The sequence below is a fragment of the Bacillus cereus group sp. MYBK30-2 genome (assembly GCF_051915945.1).
Lineage (GTDB): Bacteria > Bacillota > Bacilli > Bacillales > Bacillaceae_G > Bacillus_A > Bacillus_A paramycoides.
Genome location: NZ_JBQAFR010000005.1, coordinates 19,586 through 40,371, shown reverse-complemented (window position 1 = coordinate 40,371; position 20,786 = coordinate 19,586). Strand labels below are relative to the sequence as shown.

Here is a 20,786-nt window from a genome sequence, read left to right as displayed (position 1 = left end):
TTATGTCAATGATAAAAGTTCAAGACTTAACTTTTTCATACCCAGGTAGCTTTGATAATATTTTTGAAGGTGTAAACTTTCAAATAGATACAGATTGGAAACTGGGATTTATCGGTAGAAACGGACGAGGTAAAACGACATTTTTTAATTTATTATTAGGGAATTATGAGTACAGTGGGAAGATCCTTGCTTCGGTAGAATTCAATTATTTCCCCTACCCTGTTTCGGATAAGAATAAGTTTACTCATGAAATCCTTGAAGAAATTTGTCCCCTGGCAGAAGATTGGGAATTTCTTCGGGAAATATCCTATTTAAATGTTGATGCGGAGGCCATGTACCGACCATTTAAAACATTATCAAATGGAGAACAAACAAAGGTGTTACTTGCTGCATTGTTTTTGAATGAGGGGCAATTTCTATTAATTGATGAGCCAACAAATCATCTAGACACTGATGCACGAAAGATGGTCTCTGATTATCTAAGGAAGAAAAAAGGGTTTATTTTAATTTCACATGACAGAATCTTTTTAGATGGATGCGTTGACCATATCTTATCTATAAATAAATCAAATATTGAAGTTCAAAGTGGCAACTATTCTTCTTGGAAGTTAAATTTTGATAGACAGCAAGAACACGAAGAGGCTACAAATGAACGTTTGCAAAAAGACATAGGAAGATTAAAACAGTCTTCCAAACGTTCAGCAGGTTGGTCTCATGATGTGGAGGCTTCAAAAAACGGAACGAGGAATTCAGGCTCTAAGTTGGATAAGGGGTTTGTAGGGCATAAAGCAGCCAAGATGATGAAAAGAGCAAAAAACCTAGAATCAAGGCAACAAAAAGCTATTGAAGAAAAGTCAAAATTACTAAAAAATGTGGAGAAAACTGAGTCATTAAAATTAGAAGCATTGAAGTTTAAGTCAAATGAATTGGTTACTTTGGCTGACGTATCTGTTAAGTACGATGACCAATTCGTGAATGAGCCGATTAGCTTCATAGTTGAACAAGGTGACCGGATTGTGCTTGATGGAAAGAATGGAAGCGGGAAAAGTAGTATCCTAAAACTAATTCTAGGACATCCGATACAGCATACAGGCTCAGTTACTTTAGGTACAGGACTCATCATTTCCTATGTCCAACAAGATACTTCTCATTTGAAGGGATCGCTATCAGACTTTATTGAAGAGCACAAGATTGATGAGACGTTATTTAAATCCATCCTACGAAAGATGGATTTTGACCGAATTCAATTTGAGAAAGATATATCTCATTATTCTGGTGGACAAAAGAAAAAACTGCTTATCGCTAAAAGTTTATGTGAAAAAGCTCATTTATATATATGGGATGAACCATTAAACTTTATAGATATTTATTCGCGTATGCAGATTGAAGAGCTTATTCAACAATTTAATCCTACAATGGTTATTGTTGAGCATGATAAGGCATTTCAACAAACAGTTGCAACAAAAACTATACCTATGTAGCTCAACTCGAATAATTAAAGATATAATTAATAAATCAAGTCATTAATCTATAAAGCAATTTAATGATGTGATGAAAAAAGCCTAATTTCTCTACTAAGAATTGAGAAATTAGGCTTTTTAATAGGAAATTTAGTGTCGTCAAGAACAAGACGCTAAAACATATGAACACGCAAACGATCTGTACGGTATGGTTATAGTACCGTAGCTCACGAACCTATATGGTCTGTCGTGGGAGTGGTGATGGCACACCGCAATCTTGCACGTCAGCGATACCAGAAATGGACTTCGCTTTTGGTAGCAAGAATCCCACTGACGTTAGTCAGCTTGCCCCTTTAGGGGTGGGAGTGTCAAAGAGCACTTACTTATTTTATATCAAGCTTATAAACTTAATGAATTCATCTTCATTAACAGGTTTACTGTAGTAATAACCCTGAATTAGATAGCATGCATTATGTTGTAATACTGTTAATTGTTCCTTCGTTTCTACCCCTTCTGCTATCACTTTCATGTTTAAAGTATGAGCCAGTGAGATAATGGTATGAATAATTTCATTTCCATCCGTAGAATTTCCAATTCTATTAACAAATTCTCTTGGAATTTTTAAGGTATCAATTGGATACAAAGGGAGATATGCTAATGAAGAATATCCTGTACCAAAATCATCAATTGATAAATGTACACCATATGATTTTAATACTTTTAATTTCTCTAACGTTTCCTTTTCATCTACCATTGCCATCCGCTCCGTTAATTCTAAATCAATCGAACTAGCAGGTACCCCTACTTCTTCTATGGTAGATATGATTGTTTGAACAAAGTCCTTCTGTTCAAACTCTATAGCTGATAAATTTATCCCCATTTTTAGATTTACATAGCCCACAGAATGCCACTTTTTCAATTGTTGACATGCTTCCTGTAACGTCCATTTTCCGATTGGAATAATTTGCGAGGTTTCTTCCGCAATAGGTATGAACTCAAAAGGTGAAATAAGTCCCAGCTCTGGATGTTGCCAACGAATTAAAGCCTCTGCACCAATAACCATACCGGTCTTACTGTCAACTTGTGGTTGATACAATAAAAACAACTCATTATTTTCTAATGCATTCGGTAAATCCTGTTCTAATCGTAATCGTCTTGTTATTTTTTTTGATAATGTCTCGTCATACATGCAAACAGCATTGTTACCTTTTTCCTTTGCACTATACATAGCAATATCAGCATGTTGTAAAAGTGTAGTAGTATTTATTCCTCCAAACGGATACACTGCTATTCCTATACTAAGAGATAAGTAAAAACTATGCTGATTTACTACAAATGGTTCTTCAGTTATACGAAATAGAGTTTCACACAAATCCAATAGCTGTTGCTCTGTGCGGTTATGGACTATGATTGCAAACTCATCTCCCCCTATTCTCGCTAGAGGAATAGCCGGGGACAGACATGTCCTAAAACGTTTAGCAACTTCTTTTAAAACACTGTCACCAATTGAATGTCCCAGTGTATCATTAATGGTCTTAAAACGATTTAAATCTATATACAGGAGTCCAAATTCATCCTGCGTTTTTTGTGCACGCTCAATGGATTTTTCTAATTCTTGTTGGAAGAATATTCGATTTCCAATCTCCGTCACTGTATCATGGAATGCTAGATAGTTTATCTCATCTTGTTGTTGCTTCATTCTCGTAATGTCTTTTACCATTACATAACTTCCAAAAATTTGTCCTTCTATCATAATAGGAACAATGGTGACGTACCAAAAATGAATGTCCTTCTCATTATTATTTTTCACACGTAATTGTAACGAAGCCGAACTGCATCGTTTACCTTCCTGTAGAGCTGCTTCCAATTCAGATCTATCTTCATCTAAAAAAATTGAGAAGCACTCTTTACCTATTAATTCATCACTGTTTTTTCCTAATAACATACTTCCGGCCTGGTTTATATTTAATACCATGCCACTTGAATCAATAGTCAAAATAGGATCCGGATGATACTCATATAAAGACTTAAATTTTTCTTGGTTTTTCACCAAATCATTAGATTTGTTTATTAAATCTGCTGTTCTTTGAGATACTTTTTGTTCTAATTGATTATTAAATACTTTTAATTTTCCGGTTAAATCTCTGTTTTCCATTCGTACGATTGTATGACGAATAAGTACAAATACAAATGCAATACAATTCCCTGTAATCAGTGTAGCCGAGGAAGTTTGCTCTTTAAGAGTAAAAGCAATTAAGATTGCAACTGCAAGATAAGGAAATATGACAAGAAGTTTCTTTCCAAATGTCGGATCAATAATAAAATAATTTCTTTTAGAAGATGCATTCTTTGGGATTGTAGCCGCAATGGCGATAAATAATAGGAACACTCTATACAAACACCTTAATAATATAACTGAACGATCTGACAGATCATCTTGTAAATAGAAATATAAGTAGTCCGTAATAGCTAATCCAGTTAATACTACGATAAAGATGTATAATTTACTTTTCGTATTAAATATGGCTGGCCGAAATATTAGGCTAACTCCTAGTAAAAGAAGTAATAAATCTATAATAGGAAAAATAAATGAAAGAAAAACATCTCCAATTGATAAGAATAAGATATTTACAGAAGGTTTATTAAATAGATACCACTCTAATGTAAAAATGGCAGTAACAACAATACATAAATCACAAAGTAAATACGCTTTTTCCCACTTGTTACATTCCATAATGATTTTATAAAAGAACGCAAAAAGAAAGAAGAATAAGAAAAACAACAAAAATACATCGGAGATATTAAAATTTTGTATTGGTAATTCTAGATTAAGTACTTGAAATGCAGATATGAAATTCCCTATCAAGAAACAACCTATTGCAATGGTAATGCAAACCCAGAAGACTCCTAAGTTAATTTTTCTGGATAATAAAGAGTAAAGCAATGAGATAAATACAGTAGTTTCAACAACTAAAGATGAGAGTCGTATATTAAAATCAGATACAAAATAATGATTCGGAAAAATAAATAAAAAGATAAAGCAAAAGCTTAAATAAGCTATTAGAGCCAATATCAATACATAAAATTGCACATGTGAATGTTTACGCAATGGATTCACCTTCTTGAGTCTTTCTATACTTTTATTAAAAAATGTCTTTATGGTGGAACAACTCATATTAATTAAATTAGTTTCCGCCTATTATCCATATTATGACCTTTTTAAAAGATTTCTTTCTAAATAATGCAGTCTTATTTAATATCTGTAGATGTTTACTATTTTTTATACCGAGGATTACAAAAAGAATAAGATGAAAATAGTGGTTTCTTTAAAGGATTTACACACTGTAAATTTGAATGATACAGCTAACTACTCTTTGAATGTGAGATTTAATATAAGCTTTCATTAGAACATAGTTAGTTGATAACTATCACACTTAGAAGAAATAAAAATACACAATCATGAACTTTGAAGTGCAAAGCAATTCGCCAAACCAACTGTAACTATTATAGTTACAGTGAGAAGTGATGTCAATTACAAAAACTATTGCTTTAAAGTAAAGTTTAATAAAAAGTTGCAGTGAACATTCATTTCATCATAAAAAGAATCCCTTATATTTTGAACAAAGATTGTTCTAAATATAAGGGATTTATAACTTACCTCTCAAAAATTTCATAAAAAAGATTGATCGTTTTGGTGGGCGAATAACTTATAACAACCACCTTTTCTTTATAAACTTACAAATTCACTTTCTATATTATCTTGTTCGCAACGAATGGTAGTAAGTCGCTATTAATGTCATTAACATTGGAATGGTAATGACAAGTGAAAATAAGAAAACTGTTTCAAATATTGTACTTAATAGCCCTGAACTAATTGAATAAACAATATAGCCTACAATAAGTAGAGCCGTACTGATCGCAACTGTTACTTTAACTGGCTTTCTAAGATTTTTTATTTTTTCCTGTTTTGTTGCTTTGTCTGTATAAATTGGTTTTGTACCAGGTTTCGCTTTAAATAGGTGCATATTATAACTTGAACAAATATATTCCCAACCTGACAATTCAAACATTTCGATATATTCTTCTAATTCATTCTCTCCTAGTTCTCTTATGTCAAGACTAAAAATAATATCTTCAGCAATGCCCTTTTCTAATTCATATCCCAGTCTTTTAAAGCGTTGCACAATCCATCCTTTTGCAGCAGAACCATTTTCCGACAGAAGACTCCTTCCTCAAAAATGTGAAGGTGTAAAACACCAATTTTAGGTGGGAGAATTCTTTCGGATAATTCGTTAAAAAACATATAAATCACTGGTATACAGAACAAAACATGACCTGCTCTCTCCCCTAAAAGTTGCATCATATCTTCATATAGTCATAAAATTAATCTGTAGTCGAAAATACGTAAAGAGCTGCTAGAATGAATTACTGAGAATACGAAGAATAAAGGAGTGAAACGGAGTAAAAACTAAAAAAATTAGACAAGGAAAATGGAGAGATGAATTAAATGTTAAAGATCATCAAACATTTAAAACCATTTGTTGCTTCCATCATTGCAGTTGTATGTCTTTTAACTGTGCAGGCAGTATGCGATCTATCACTGCCAGACTATATGTCTAACATTGTCAATGTAGGGATTCAACAAAAAGGTGTAGAAAATGCAGTACCTGAGGTTATTCGTAAAAGTGAAATGGATAAACTTACGCTCTTTATGAATGAAAATGAGAAGAAAAAAGTAGCTGACAACTATGCGCTTTTAGATAAGAACAGCCTCTCTCAAAGTGAACTGAAAAATGACTTAAAAGATTATCCGCAGCTTGATAAAGAACCACTTTATAAGCTACATACTGAAGATAAAAATACAATTAACGAACTTAACGATATCTTTGGGAAACCAATGTTAATTACACAAGGAATTGAAAAAGGCGGCCCATCTGCTTTCCCTCCTGCTGCGACAGGTGACAACAAAACACCAGCGAAGCTTCCGCCAAATACAGATCCTTTTGCAGTCATTGCGAAACTTCCCCAAGATCAAATCAATGCAATGAAAGAAAAGGCAAATGAAAAGTTTAAGAATATGCCAGGCAGCATGGTAACACAATCAGCCGTTTCATTCATTGAGAATGAGTATAAAAAGATCGGTATCAATATTGATAAGCTTCAATCTAATTATATTCTTACTTCCGGCGGGAAAATGCTGCTTTTATCCTTAGTAAGTATGGCAGCTACCGTTATCGTGAGTTTACTTGCTGCAAAAGTAGCTGCTGGATTAGGTAGAGACCTTAGAAAGAAAGTATTCCGGAAAGTTACAAACTTCTCGAATGCGGAGTTTGATAAGTTTTCCACTGCATCTTTAATCACAAGAAGTACAAATGATATCCAGCAAGTGCAAACGCTTATGGTTATGATGCTTCGTATCGTATTCTATGCACCGATTTTAGGTATAGGCGGCATTATTAAGGTACTTACTACAGACGTTTCAATGGGATGGATTATCGGAGTTGCGGTAATCGCAATTTTAAGCTTAGTCATTGGTTTATTTAGCATCGCGATTCCTAAGTTTAAGAGTATCCAAAAGTTAGTAGATAAAATTAACTTAATCACTCGTGAATCTTTAACAGGTATGCTCGTTATTCGTGCTTTTAATAATCAAAAACATGAAGAAAAGAAATTTGAAAAAGGAAATCAAGATTTAACAAAAACAAATTTATTTGTAAGCCGTTTAATGTCATTTATGATGCCAATGATGATGCTTATCATGAATGCCGTTACTGTACTTATTATTTGGGTTGGATCACACCAAGTGGATATGGGACATATGCAAGTTGGTGATTTAATGGCATTTATGCAATATACAATGCAAATCATCATGGCCTTCTTAATGATTTCAATGGTATCTATTATGGTTCCACGTGCTTCAGTTTCCGCACAACGTATCGCAGAAGTTTTAGATACTGACGTTACCATTAGTGATGTAAAAGAGCCGAAAATATTTGCCTCAGACAAGAAAGGTTACGTTGAATTTAAAAATGTTAACTTTAAATATCCAGGTGCAGAAGAAGATGTGCTTTCCAATATCACCTTTACTGCAAAACCTGGTGAAACGACAGCTTTCATCGGAAGTACAGGTAGTGGTAAATCAACATTAATCAACTTAATTCCACGCTTTTACGATGTCACAAGCGGCCAAATATTAATAGATGGCACGGATATTAGAGAAGTATCTCAGAAGGAATTAAGAGAGAAAATTGGTTATGTACCGCAAAAAGGAGTTCTATTCTCAGGTACAATCGAGAGTAATTTGAAATACGGTAAGAAAGAAGCAACTGAAGAAGAACTCGCAAAAGCGGCAGAAATCGCGCAAGCTATGGAGTTTATTAAAGCGAAACCTGAAAACTTCCGTACAGAAATATCACAAGGTGGTACGAACGTTTCCGGTGGTCAAAAACAAAGACTTTCTATTGCGCGTGCTCTTACGAAAAGATCGGAAATCTTCATATTCGATGATAGTTTCTCAGCTCTTGACTTTAAGACAGATGCAGCATTGCGCAGAGCTTTAAACAATGAGATTACAGGAAGTACTGTTTTACTTATTGCCCAAAGAATCAGTACAATCATGAATGCCGATAAGATCATAGTACTTGACGAAGGAAAAATAGTTGGAACTGGTACTCATGAAGAGCTTATGAAAAACTGTGAAGTTTATAAGCAAATTGCTTTATCACAACTTTCAAGAGAGGAGTTGTCATCATGAGTGATAGAAAAATAGAAAATAGAAGACAAGGCGGCCCTGGTCCTGGTGGTGGCGGTCATATGGGCGGCGGCATGAGAAAGATTGAGAAGGCAAAAAACTTCAAAGGAACGATGAATAAACTCCTTCAATACTTGAAGCCCTATAAATTATCAATCTTAGTCGTTATCCTTTTCGCAATCGGTAGTGCAGCCTTTACAATCGTTGGTCCAAAAATTTTAGGAAATGCGACAACAAAACTTTTCGAAGGACTCGTAAGCAAAGTATCAGGCGCACCCGGTGCGGCCATTGACTTTACCTATATCGGAAACATTGTCATTTTACTCCTTGGATTATATTTACTGAGCACTGCGTTTGGTATTATCCAGGGGTACATTATTTCTGGAGTAGCCCAAAAAGTATCTTATAACTTCAGAAAAGAAATCGATGAAAAAATTAACCGTATGCCGCTAAAGTACTTTGATAAAACAACGCACGGAGAAGTATTATCGAGAATTACGAATGACGTAGATACGGTGAGCCAAACTTTAAACCAAAGTATGTCGCAAATCATCACATCCGTTATTACAATCATCGGTGTACTTATCATGATGTTATCAATCAGCTGGCAAATGACATTAGTGGCGCTTTTAATATTGCCAGTATCCATGATTCTTATCATGGGAGTCGTAAAGAGATCACAAAAACACTTCAAATCTCAGCAAGAATATTTAGGACACGTAAACGGTCAGGTCGAAGAAATTTATAGTGGTCACAATATCGTAAAAGCCTTTAACAAAGAAGAAGAAGAAGTAAAAAAATTCGAAGAGGTAAATGATACCCTTTATCACTCCGCATGGAAATCTCAATTTTTATCTGGAATGATGATGCCAATTATGACATTTATCGGTAATATCGGTTACGTCGCTGTATCTATTTTAGGTGGATGGCTTGCGGTAAAGAGAACCATCGCAGTTGGAGATATTTTAGCCTTTGTGCAATATGTTAGAAGCTTTACGCAACCAATCGCTCAAGTAGCGCAAATCGCGAACGTACTTCAATCCACTGCAGCTGCTGCAGAAAGAGTCTTCGAATTTTTAGAAGAAGAAGAGGAAGTGCCAGAATCAGAAAATCCAGTGAAGCTACAAAAAGTTCAAGGAGAAGTTACCTTCCAAGATGTTCAATTTGGATACAATCCAGATAAGATCATCATCAATAATTTTTCAGCTAACATTAAGCCTGGACAAAAAGTAGCAATCGTCGGACCAACCGGAGCTGGTAAAACAACGATCGTAAAACTGTTAATGCGTTTCTATGACGTAAACAGCGGTGCAATATGTATCGACGGTCACGATATAAAAGACTTCACGCGAGAAGACCTGCGCAACATGTTTGGTATGGTACTTCAAGACACTTGGCTATTTAACGGCTCCATCATGGAAAATATACGTTACGGTAGACTGGACGCTACCGACGAAGAAGTAATTGAAGCAGCGAAAGCAGCTCACGTTCACAGCTTCGTAAAAACATTACCAAATAAATATCAAATGGAACTAAATGAAGAAGCAAGCAACGTATCCCAAGGACAAAAGCAACTACTAACAATTGCCCGCGCCCTTCTAGCGGATCCGAAAATATTAATACTCGACGAAGCAACTAGCTCCATTGACACTCGTACAGAAGTACTCATCCAAAAAGCGATGGAAAACCTCATGGAAGGCAGAACAAGCTTTATCATCGCTCACAGATTATCAACAATCCGTGATGCAAACTTAATTCTTGTCATGAAAGACGGGGATATTGTAGAACAAGGTAATCATGAAGAGTTATTGAAGGCTGATGGTTTTTATGCTTCGCTTTATAATAGTCAATTTGAAGGTGCGGATGCTTCTTAATGTAGGTTTCGAATAAACTTTGATCAAATTAATGCTATTAACCGTGATAAAAGAACAAAAGAAAAGAGCGTGTTTTGAAAAAAAGATTAATCAAAACATGCTCTTATAGTATTTAATCGAATTATTCTTTTATAAAAAAGATTGATTTTTTTTGTAATCCTTCTTCAAATAAAAACCTATTTGTCTCTTATCTTTAACTATACTTCTCTTCTAATTTTATTAGGTTTTTCTTCTGATTCGATAAGCCTATTGTAAAACTATTTGCTTTAATTACAATATCTCTCCTGTTACCTGTTGAAGTGACAGTTATCTTAGTCCTAAACAAACTTTTCTTAATATTCACACTTTATATATCCTTCATGTCTATACACTTTATATTACCAGTGAACTTACCACTCATTGATATTTCTAATACCATAAGTCTTTTATCGGTAAAACATATGATTAAATGCTCAAGGTCTGCCAATACTCCAAGACCGTATTTAAAATACTCTGATGCTGATGATGTTACATAGGTGTAGAAATAGTAACAGTAAGTTTCACCTTCTATTTTTAATTCTTCGATTGAACTCTAATTTATTAGGCTATCTCCGCAGTCCTTGCGGTTAGAAGCCTTATCGCTTCATTCTTTAGATTGATACTTGCGTTAATATCCCTATCATGATGTGTACTACAAGAAGGGCAATCCCATTTACATAGGTTTAGATTTTTAACGTCTTTGTTTTGATATCCACAACAAGAACATAATTGGCTTGAAGCAAATGTTTTCGATACGACAATGACTTGTTTGCCGTACCATGTTGCTTTATATTCCAACATGGTTCGAAACTGTGACCATGATACCTCACTAATTGCTTTTGCTAACTTATGATTCTTTAACATATTCGATACTTGCAAATCTTCTATACCGATAACATCGTGGTTTTTGATGATTTCAGTTGAGATTTTGTCCAAGTAATCTTTTCTAGCGTTTGTCATATATTCATGAATTCTAGCAACCTTTATTCGTTGTTTATTCCAATGAGAAGATCCTTTCGTTCTTCTAGAAAGAACACGCTGTGCTTTCGCTAACTTCTCTTCTAATGATCGAAAAAACTTCGGATTTTTATAGGTTGTTCCATCTGACAAAATGGCAAAATCTTTTAATCCTACATCAATTCCAATGTAAGAATGTGTTTTCGGAAGTTCTTGCACTTCTGTTTCCACTAACAATGACACAAAGTATCTGCCAGAAGTGTTCCGTCTAACCGTAGCATTTAAAATACGCCCTCTTACTTCACGACTTTTGGCAAATCGAACAAGACCTAGTTTTGGCAATTTAATTTTATTTCCTACAACGGCAATGTTTTCATTTGTTTGTTTTGTGGTGTAAGATTGTACAGTGTTCTTCTTAGATTTGAAACGCGGGGCACTGTTTTGTTTTTTGAAAAAACGTGTATAAGCATCCGCAAGGTTGCGAACAGACGACTGAATAGCAATGCTATCTACTTCTTTTAACCAAACAAACTCTTTCTTCATGGCAGGAAGTTTGGCAGAGCATGTACCATATGTCAAACCTTTTCCTGTTTCTTTGTATGCGTTATCCCATAGAGATAGGAAATGATTGAATACAAAACGAGAACAACCAATCGTTTTATTGATTAAAGTTGCTTGTGCTTTATTTGGATATATACGAAATTTATATGCTTTATTGATAATCATTCGTTTCACCTCCATTTCGACATTTGTCTATTATACAACGAACGTATATTCGATAGATAGTGAAGTGATAATGACAAATTGTCCAGTAACACTTTACATATGTCGAACAATTAAGATGGCTTCATGCCATCCCTTGTCCGAAGCCAATTCATCTCCCACCTACTCACTGGGCTGCGATCCTTCACGTTCCTTAAGGAAGGAGTCTTCTTGGCTAAAATGATAAATTTTTAATTTCCTCCCAATGTGCGTTAATCAATTAGAAGAGCCAATAGTAAGGTTAAGAGTAAGAAAATTAACGGGAAAGCTAAGATAAATAACATAAGATTATCGAAGGTTTGTACAAATGCATTTTGCATTTCAAGACTAGGTACAAATAATATTTCCTTCTTTAAGTAAAAGTAAGGGAGTAGTGTCCTTACGATTGATGTACTACATGACCATAAGTATTGAAAAGTTATACCTAAGAAACATATACCAAGTACTGCATAACGATATTTTAGCTCTTGTAATTGTTTTATTTTTGTAGAAATTAACCATGTAACAATAAATAAGCCAAATGAAAATATTGGTTCAAGGAAATAAGGAATATTTAATGGTTCACCTATAAGTACTGGAATAGCTATAGGTGAATACCCTAATTGGATAAACCACAATAAGATATATTTAACAATTCCTCTAAAGGAAAATAAAGCCGATAAACCAATTAGGCATAGAACAAACCAATAGACTTTCTTATAGTCTATATTATTGATAGAAAAAATCTTCAAATTGTTTCAACTCCCTGTGTCTGATATCATAAAATTGAGGATAGAATTGTTTTATATCTTCCTCGCGTACTAGAATGACATTATCAGAAATTGAAGAGTGAAAAATATCGTGCAGAACAGATGATTCAGTTTCAGGTAATTCATTAGGATAAATAGCGATGATTTTAGTATCTCTTGGAAACACCCACCTTCCCTCATGTGAATTATTTTTTGCAAGCAGCTGAGATAATTCTGCTAGCGTTTTATAACTATTTACATTACCTTCAATTATTTTAGTCACGATTGCCCTAAATTCTAATAGCCCAACTGCATTTTGTGTAACTTTTTTTTGAAAATGATATACAGGTAAATTTGTTGTTAAAAAGCCTTGGTGGTAAAAACCATGGTCCTCTAGCTGTTCTTTAGATTCTATTAAATTGGTGTTATATGAGAATGATAAAGAGTAATTCAGCCGTTGTATTAATTGTTTATGATAATCAATGTTATTGTTCATAGTATTACGCGCATTGTTTAATACATGGTGCATTACGGCCGAGATTCTTCGCATAGGTGATACATACACCTGAAGGTTAGATGTAGCTAATTCTGGAATTTCTCTTATCAGCTCTTTTAAGTTTGACGTTCGCTGTTTTCGCGAACCATGATCGGAAATGGTTTGATATGAATTATCAATAATAGCAAAAATGACATGGTGCTGAATGGTTGGCATGAGCTTTGTTAATCGTATATATTTTTTAATTTTACTTATAATGACAGAATTACGTTCAGAACCCGTGTCAACTTCTATACTAAGTTGGTGTTTGTTAAAACGGAAAATCCAATCAGGCTTCAAATTATCATCTTCATCTTTGGTATCTCTAAATAAAGGGAATGGTTGCATGCTGTAAAGTACATCATCTTTACCATGCATACGCTCGCCCCTCGCTCCTCGCTCCACATTTTCGTTTTCTCCCCATTCTTCAGATTCATAAATAAACTTGGGGATACTAGACCATTTCGAAAATGGAGCTACATTTGAAATACCATATTCATTTATAAGTTTTTTAAAAACATATAGATTTTCTCCATTTTGGCTACAAAACCAACCTTTTCTTTTAATCTCTAAATCAATGGTTCGAATAACTACTTCTTTTACACCAAGAGTATGTTCATATTGTCTTCTCCCAACATGTGGGTTTTCTTTTCTGTTTGTAATGAATCCAGCATGTTCAAGAATGTAAAGTCCTTTATCACCAATAGAGTACATACTCATTTCAAAGCCATGTCTTTTTTTTAAGTAGTAATTCTCCTTTTTTATAAATCTCAATTTAACCATCTTATTAAGACGATTTATTAAGGCATTATAGCTGATCGGTTGTTCATGATAGTGATTATAGAAGCTATGAAGCTGCCTCACAGTCAACAACCGTTGCTCATATAAAAAAAACAATGTATATATATCACTTACACCTAGATACATTCCAGAATGATTTGCCCCCGTAATGTATTTTATTACCCAATCTTCTTTTCCCATAAAGCACCTCACAGTTTAAATTTTAGATATTGAAATTTGGTAGAAAAGTGTAAAATCCATTTAATATATAAGAAAAACATGATTGAAGAAAGAATCAGTAAAAGTATTCTTACTTATTGCACAGAATTCAATCCGAATTTGAGATAATAAAAAGGTTGAAAATAACATGAGTTTTACATTGGGAGTTATGAAGCATTATATACACAAATATATAATATTTTAAGGGATTTCTAGATATATTAAGTTGCGGTTTTTAAGCATTGTAATTTCGCTCGATGGAAAGAAGTGAGAAAATACCAAAACCGTTGATATTAAAAGGTTTATTGAACCAGATGGTATGTGAATATAAGATATGGACCCAAAAATTGACTTAGGTTCACATGCCTAGATATGTGAACCTAAGTCTATGTAAGTAAGTATGAGTGGATATCGCTGGTTGAGTCGATTTATTTGTATTTTCTTAGATGATTGTAAATGAGTTCATTAGAAGGTATTAAATAAAAAATTCTTATGTAAGAAAAGTAAGTTCAAAGTATATATACATTTGACGAGAAGAAGATATATAGGAGATAGCAAGGAGAAACAGTTAGATGTTTAACAATATAGCAAACAGGTACTAAAAATTAAATGATACTATGCGTTATAGCAAGACTTGTAAAGAAGAGGATCTATGAAGAGAAATAAATCAGATGCCGAAGAAAAAAATGTATTGATTACGAAATTTAATATTTATGTATTAGTCACCAATATTGGTGACCAATCGCTAAGCGTTGATACGCAAGGCTTTAGCTATATTTGCTACTAATTTATCGTCGCTTTTCTGTTAAATACATGCCGAAGATGAAGAAATTTCATGAAAATATTGTGCATTAAACATATTAGACACCAATATTAGTACCAATCGCTAAGCGTTGATACGCAAGGCTTTAGCTATATTAGCCACTAATTTATCGTCGTTTTTCTGTTAAATACATGCCGAAGATGAAGAAATTTCATGAAAATATTGTGCATTAAACATATTAGACACCAATATTGGTACCAATATTAGTACCAATCGCTAAGCGTTGATACGCAAGGCTTTAGCTATATTAGCTACTAATTTATCGTCGTTTTTCTGTTAAATACATGCCGAAGATGAAGAAATTTCATGAAAATATTGTGCATTAAACATATTAGACACCAATATTGGTGACTAATATTGGTGTCTAATGCTAAACGCTTATAAATAAAGGTTTTTTTAAGTTGACATTAATAATTAAATGAGAGGATCTCATGAAAAAACAATAGGAATTTAACCTATTAGTCACCTATATTGGTGACTAATAATGGTCACTAATACAAAATCTTTGAAGGGAGGAGGTGTGAAATAGGTGGATGAAGCAATGCATAGAAGATTTGAGGGAGTTAACTTCTCTGGAACGCTTGGATTTACTTCTATAAATGAAAATGCAATAGAAACGGTTCTGGTGCAAATACTTCAGGACAATTGCAAGTAATTTCTAAATCTTGGACATACTGATACTATTGTAGCTTTAAAATAAAGTTTGATCAAAAATATCGTGTTAACCCGTATTCTACGGTAAATAAAAAGAATCCATTTTGAAAAAAGATTGAACAGCTTCCTGTCAAGTAGACAGTGGAAATAATAAAAATACTTTAAGCGGTCTGATGATCTCGCTTTTTACGAAGTTGAATATCCAATGTGTGCCTTTCTATATCAATCGCACGATAGGGGTACATCCATCCCCCTCTTTACTTTGATATACGTTTCATCGACCCGCCAAGAATCATTATCCTTCTTGAGGTGACAGCGTATCCGCTTGTCCAATATATAAATGTTTTATTAATAAAATACAGATTTTTTAAAAATTGACACACTAAATAAAAAACATAACAATAGCAAGGGAATGCTTGTATGCTGATCTATACTGCATCCCCTTATTATATGAATGCCATATTTCTATTATCGTGACGCTTTATATTAATGAAAACTCGTAACTTTCATTTTGCAAGTTACAGTTTGAAGTGTTGATTTAGAAAAGTTTCCACTATTAAAACCCTAATATAAAGCATGGCGCCAATTTGTCGTGATACCTTATATCAACAAAAATCCCGTAACTAAAAAAATGAAAGTTACCGTTTCTGAATCGGATTTGAAAGTAAACTTTTGAATATTAGTTTATATTCAAATCCCTTTAAACATTGACTTTACACCAAATCACCTGATATCCTCAATTCATATAACAAAAGTATACATTCAAAATGCTATAAATAAAGAGGTTTAAAACTTTGAGCAAATTACCTATTTAGCGAACCCGTGTAACACTAATAACATCTAAGCTTGTAACATTAATATTTGCATTATTATCAACCCAAATAAGAAATCCATCTTCTATACGAATAAAGACTCCTACTCCATCAATTTGATCTCCACCAGAAAACACTCGGATTTTATCGCCTTCTCTTATACCATCTAATCGTCTTCGAAATCTGTCATCTTCAAATTCTCTTCGATCTCCCATGATTACTCCTCCTTTATTTAAAAACTAATACATATATATGAACATAATAAAATTTACGCTTGTACATTTATAATAAATTTTAATATGATATTAACTTTTATTTTTTATCGCATTTCATTTATTAATCTATAAAATAAAGCATCTTTAAAATCCCCAAACCTATATATAACCCATTAATGTGAAAAAACATATAAATTTATAAACATGTCTCCTTATAACAAAATAAGATAAGAGCTCCCTGCTCTTATCTTTGATCTTTTTATTAACTAAAGAGTATTACCAGCATTCTAAAAATTTCTCTGTTAAGAAATTCTTCGAACATTAATAACATCTAGGCTTGTAATATTAATATTCGCATTATTGTCAACCCAAACAAGAAATCCATCTTCTACATTAATAAATACGCCTGTACCATTAATTCGATCTCCACCAGAAAACACTTGGATTTTATCGCCTTCTCTTATACCATCTAATCGTCGTCTTCTTCCAAAAACACTTTCTCTTTCACATTCAAAAATATTTTCTCTTTCAAATTCAAATCTTCTTCTTACATTTCTTCTCACATTTCTGAGTCTTCTCTCGAAGCACTCATCACATTCACATCTTCGTTCACAAAACATTTTTGCACAACCCCTTTTTTTATTTTGTTACTTTATATTCTATGAAATTAATAAAATAATTGATTAAACTTATGCCATTAAAAAAACAAATAAATTTATTACTAACAAAGCATTAAATAGACAAAAATGGTTAGTATATGTACAAGCTTTTTTTCATCTTATACATATACTAACCATAGGATGAAGATCATCCAAACCATAACCCCATCCCATAGATTACCAAGTAAACTTGCTACCCATATACGGATAGCAAAAAAGAGACAGTTTTTAAACTGTCTCTTTTTAATTACATACTTTCCGAAAAATAACTTATATAAAACTTAATTACCAATAATCATATTGAACTAACATAATCTATAATTATTGATACTCAATATATCTAGCAACAGAAAAAGTCTCCTCAGAAAATTTGAATAAACATGTATATAACAAAGAAGTTCTTATATACTGATTTGCACTGTATTCTCTTATTCTAATGTATGCTATATTCTTATTCGCCTTTTTCAAACATTTAAAACACAAATCTTGGCGAAGATATTGGTTTTTACCCTGTCCTGGGGGATCCCATCCTCGCTTTTCATTCCACGATTCCCTTGACAACGAGCCTCCAAACCCTCAAACTCCCAAAGCCAACTCCAAAATCTATATTTTTATGAAAACAAAAAACGAGTACTTTTCTTCAAAGCACTCGTTCAAAGAAATTTACCAATCTCGACATTCATCTCGATTATGTCTACGTCTAAATCGACATTCATCACAATCACAATCAAAGTCACAATCCCGATTACGTCTACGTCTAAATCGACATTCATCACAATCACAATCAAAGTCACAATCCCGATTACGCCTACGTCTTCCAAATATTAAATCATCCTCAAATCTATCAAAATCTCGAAAGTTTTCGAAATGACAATTGTCTCTCATGAATATGATTACCTCCTCTCAACAATAGAATTCATCATATTCTATGCTTAAAAACAAAAACAGCTTGTTTACCAGTCTACATTCCCTATTTTAAAGTAATAATATTCATATTTAATCTACATAACACCACTTATCAGTAGTCAATATATCTCAGATGACTGTTTAGATGTTCAAGTGTTAAATTAGTGGTATATTATCTAAACAACCATCTAAACAAAAAAACAAGGAATCCCTTGTCATCTATAGAACTGTTTAGTTGTTTGAATAATGTTTAGTTCAGATGTTTAAAAGGATGGTGACCTGAACAGTGCAACAAAAAGACTGGTTATCAGCTGAAGAAGTAGCCAAAGAAATAAAAGTATCAGCTATGACTATAAAACGAAACTGTCAAACCTACGGTAGTTTTTTAAAATTCCAACAAGGTGAAAAGAACAAGTATTTAATCCGTCAAGAATGTATACCTGTTTTTCAATTTATAGCTAAAATGAGAAATAAAAGAAACCTCCAAACAAAACAAATTATTGAGCTCCTCAGTAAAGAAGGATTCCCTAAATTTATAAATATTGAATCTATCCAAACAACTAAAGAACAACCTGAACAAATCCAAGTAGGACAAGAAGTTGTAGCTGTTCAGGAGTTAGATAGAATTGTTGCTGAAAGAGTATCTGAACAACTTAAAAAACATGAAGAAAATTTAAGAGAATGGTTAAATGAACAGCAAAAACAACAACAGGATTTTCAAAAATCTGTAATTCAAAGAATGGATGAACGTGACCAAAACCTAATGGCTATGATCCGTGAAACCCAGGAGACTAAAAAATTGATTGCAGCCACCCAACAAAAAAAGTGGTGGCAATTTTAGAAATAGAAAAAGCCTTGCTTATATGCAAGGCTTTTTTTTACAGAATTCTATACATATTTTTGTACTAATATAGGGCATTCCTAAACCTGCAAAACCCTAATATCTCAACTATGTATAAAATTATGCATAACGTTAATAAGTGAAAAAAAAAGCAAAATCTTGATATAACTAGGATTTCTCTTTTTCTTTGCTACCGATAATGAGACGTTATGTTAACCTCACATGAATACGATATACTACCAAAATTACACAACATATCACTTCTTCTAAATGGTATAATAAGGAAAAAGATAATTCTGAATAATGCCTTTAGGAACCACTATTTATTACATCATTATTGCAGTAATCATCTGTGCACTGTTTGGCGGAATTATACGTATACTTCGGTATACCAGCAGTCACAAAAAGCAAAATCCAGTTGAGCAAAAGTTAGATAAGATTATTCAACTGTTAGAAAAACAAAAATTAACTCTCTTTCCGAACGGAGGTGTAGCAATAACTTCCAATAACGAAGATTATATAAGTTAAAAAACCCTTCAGAACAAGTTACAGACTATATTGAAAAGTTAATCCCTGATTATTATGTGCCATTACTTGCAAAAATAAAGGCATCGAACAAGTAAGAGCAATTAGTTATTTCTGAAGGGATCTCCAAATTGCGTGACCTAATTGATAAAAATAAATGAGTTAATCATAAGATACTTTTATTGAAAGGAAAAAGAATTATGTTTTTCATAGCATATTTACCTATTTTTCTGTATTTATTATTAGAATTTTATAGAAGTTCACCTGTTAAAGAAGAAAAACAAAATCGTGGTTCTAGTTTTTTTATCGGAGTAGTTTTAGCCTTGATGTTAACCATTCCAGAGATTATGTATTTCTTTACAATAAATAAGATTAATTCATTGTTGTTTTTTGGTGTTATTGTCGGGCTAATTGGTGTATGGATAAGATTTTCTTCAATGAAAATATTAGGGAGATTTTACAGTAGGAATGTCGGAATGCAGGGGGAACATAAGTTAATTCAAAACGGTCTATATAAATATATTCGCCATCCTGGTTATTTAGGGTCTTTTTTGACCTTTTTAGGATTTGCTATATCTTCATCTTCGATCATTGCCATTATCATAAATATCATTTTATTTTTCCTTGCGTATTCGTATCGTATAAAAATTGAAGAGAGAATTCTTGTTACACTGTTTGGTGAACAATATAAACAATATCAGTCCAAGACTTGGCGAATTATTCCGTTTCTATACTAGAGATTATAGGAGAAAGCTCAAAATTAGTTACTAAAGTCATTTAGTCTTTACATTGGAGCGATACCCAAACTTATCCTAAATAACATTGGTGGAAATTCTGGAAATAAAAAAACATAGTAAATCGAGTATGAAACCGCAAATGTTTTATACTCGATTTTTTTATTAATACATAAAAAAATAAAGAGTGAGAGGAATTCATCAAACCTGAAAATTACCTAAAATTAAAAAAGACCACCCTAAGGTGATCTTTTTATGTAGGGTGGGAAGACATCGGTCTTCCCTTCGGGTTGCCCCGACGGAAAGGGCGTTTTGTTTCCAAAACTGTTTTTCCTAATTACATATTATGCAAGGGTTTCAGTTTAGTTCCTAAATTATTCAATAAAAAAAGTTTAATATATAACTTTTCTTTTTTATGGTTTTGTTTTTGGTTAGAAACTTGCGTTTTGGCTAGAGTGCTGGCTCGTCGTGTGAGGGCGAAACCCCACGAGTTAAACGTATCAACATATTGAATAAAAAGAATTTTTGAGCGA

General features: G+C 33.0%; 14 protein-coding genes and 2 pseudogenes. 7 read left to right on the top strand and 9 right to left on the bottom strand.

Features of this window, described 5'->3' with window-relative positions; all coding sequences use genetic code 11:
* Window positions 1-2 precede the first annotated feature (2 nt).
* A complete protein-coding gene (locus ACTFQM_RS22575) occupies window positions 3-1,481 on the top strand; it encodes an Lsa family ABC-F type ribosomal protection protein (protein WP_440036344.1) in 1,479 nt (492 codons plus the stop codon).
* Between the two features lie 367 nt (window positions 1,482-1,848).
* Here ACTFQM_RS22575 and ACTFQM_RS22570 read toward each other — a convergent pair whose 3' ends face one another.
* Entirely contained in the window at window positions 1,849-4,569 is a 2,721-nt protein-coding gene (locus ACTFQM_RS22570; protein ID WP_440036342.1) for an EAL domain-containing protein, read from the bottom strand.
* Window positions 4,570-5,215: 646 nt separating this feature from the next.
* Complete coding sequence (locus tag ACTFQM_RS22565; RefSeq protein WP_244158223.1) at window positions 5,216-5,644, bottom strand: DUF2812 domain-containing protein; 429 nt, start codon at window positions 5,642-5,644, stop codon at window positions 5,216-5,218.
* 323 nt (window positions 5,645-5,967) lie between these two features.
* Here ACTFQM_RS22565 and ACTFQM_RS22560 point away from each other — a divergent pair, with 323 nt between their 5' ends.
* Window positions 5,968-8,214, top strand: coding sequence for an ABC transporter ATP-binding protein (locus ACTFQM_RS22560; RefSeq protein WP_440036341.1), 2,247 nt, complete (start codon window positions 5,968-5,970; stop codon window positions 8,212-8,214).
* Complete coding sequence (locus ACTFQM_RS22555) at window positions 8,211-10,085, top strand: ABC transporter ATP-binding protein (RefSeq protein WP_440036340.1); 1,875 nt, start codon at window positions 8,211-8,213, stop codon at window positions 10,083-10,085. Before ACTFQM_RS22560 ends, ACTFQM_RS22555 begins: the two co-directional genes overlap by 4 nt.
* 579 nt (window positions 10,086-10,664) lie before the next feature.
* On the opposite strand, the gene tnpB is transcribed toward ACTFQM_RS22555, so the two are convergent.
* From tnpB to ACTFQM_RS22540, 3 genes are all read right to left on the bottom strand, one after another.
* A complete protein-coding gene (tnpB, locus tag ACTFQM_RS22550; RefSeq protein WP_440036339.1) occupies window positions 10,665-11,786 on the bottom strand; it encodes an IS200/IS605 family element RNA-guided endonuclease TnpB in 1,122 nt (373 codons plus the stop codon).
* A 248-nt stretch (window positions 11,787-12,034) separates the two neighbouring features.
* Window positions 12,035-12,553, bottom strand: a complete 519-nt coding sequence (locus ACTFQM_RS22545; RefSeq protein WP_440036338.1) for a hypothetical protein — start codon at window positions 12,551-12,553, stop codon at window positions 12,035-12,037.
* Entirely contained in the window at window positions 12,531-14,066 is a 1,536-nt protein-coding gene (locus tag ACTFQM_RS22540) for a replication-relaxation family protein (RefSeq protein WP_440036337.1), read from the bottom strand. Before ACTFQM_RS22540 ends, ACTFQM_RS22545 begins: the two co-directional genes overlap by 23 nt.
* Before the next feature lie 1,370 nt (window positions 14,067-15,436).
* On the opposite strand from ACTFQM_RS22540, the gene ACTFQM_RS22535 reads away from it, so the two are divergent.
* Window positions 15,437-15,562 carry a hypothetical protein gene (locus ACTFQM_RS22535; protein ID WP_440036336.1) on the top strand — a complete coding sequence of 42 codons (126 nt, stop codon included), beginning with the start codon at window positions 15,437-15,439 and terminating at the stop codon, window positions 15,560-15,562.
* A 163-nt stretch (window positions 15,563-15,725) separates the two neighbouring features.
* Here ACTFQM_RS22535 and ACTFQM_RS22530 read toward each other — a convergent pair.
* From ACTFQM_RS22530 to ACTFQM_RS22515, 4 genes and pseudogenes are all read right to left on the bottom strand, one after another.
* Window positions 15,726-15,852: pseudogene (locus ACTFQM_RS22530) on the bottom strand (DDE-type integrase/transposase/recombinase); the annotation flags it as partial.
* Window positions 15,853-16,372: 520 nt separating this feature from the next.
* Window positions 16,373-16,588, bottom strand: coding sequence for a hypothetical protein (locus ACTFQM_RS22525; protein WP_440036335.1), 216 nt, complete (start codon window positions 16,586-16,588; stop codon window positions 16,373-16,375).
* A 302-nt stretch (window positions 16,589-16,890) separates the two neighbouring features.
* Window positions 16,891-17,208 carry a hypothetical protein gene (locus ACTFQM_RS22520; RefSeq protein WP_440036333.1) on the bottom strand — a complete coding sequence of 106 codons (318 nt, stop codon included), beginning with the start codon at window positions 17,206-17,208 and terminating at the stop codon, window positions 16,891-16,893.
* Between the two features lie 702 nt (window positions 17,209-17,910).
* Window positions 17,911-18,132, bottom strand: a complete 222-nt coding sequence (locus ACTFQM_RS22515; protein ID WP_440036332.1) for a hypothetical protein — start codon at window positions 18,130-18,132, stop codon at window positions 17,911-17,913.
* 307 nt (window positions 18,133-18,439) lie between these two features.
* Between ACTFQM_RS22515 and ACTFQM_RS22510 the strand changes: the two genes are divergently transcribed.
* From ACTFQM_RS22510 to ACTFQM_RS22500, 3 genes and pseudogenes are all read left to right on the top strand, one after another.
* Complete coding sequence (locus tag ACTFQM_RS22510) at window positions 18,440-18,994, top strand: DUF3967 domain-containing protein (RefSeq protein ID WP_440036330.1); 555 nt, start codon at window positions 18,440-18,442, stop codon at window positions 18,992-18,994.
* Window positions 18,995-19,297: 303 nt separating this feature from the next.
* Window positions 19,298-19,465 (top strand): annotated as a pseudogene (locus ACTFQM_RS22505) (DUF4083 family protein); the annotation flags it as partial.
* Between the two features lie 254 nt (window positions 19,466-19,719).
* Window positions 19,720-20,256, top strand: a complete 537-nt coding sequence (locus ACTFQM_RS22500) for a methyltransferase family protein (RefSeq protein ID WP_048374256.1) — start codon at window positions 19,720-19,722, stop codon at window positions 20,254-20,256.
* The last annotated feature ends 530 nt before the right edge of the window (window positions 20,257-20,786 follow it).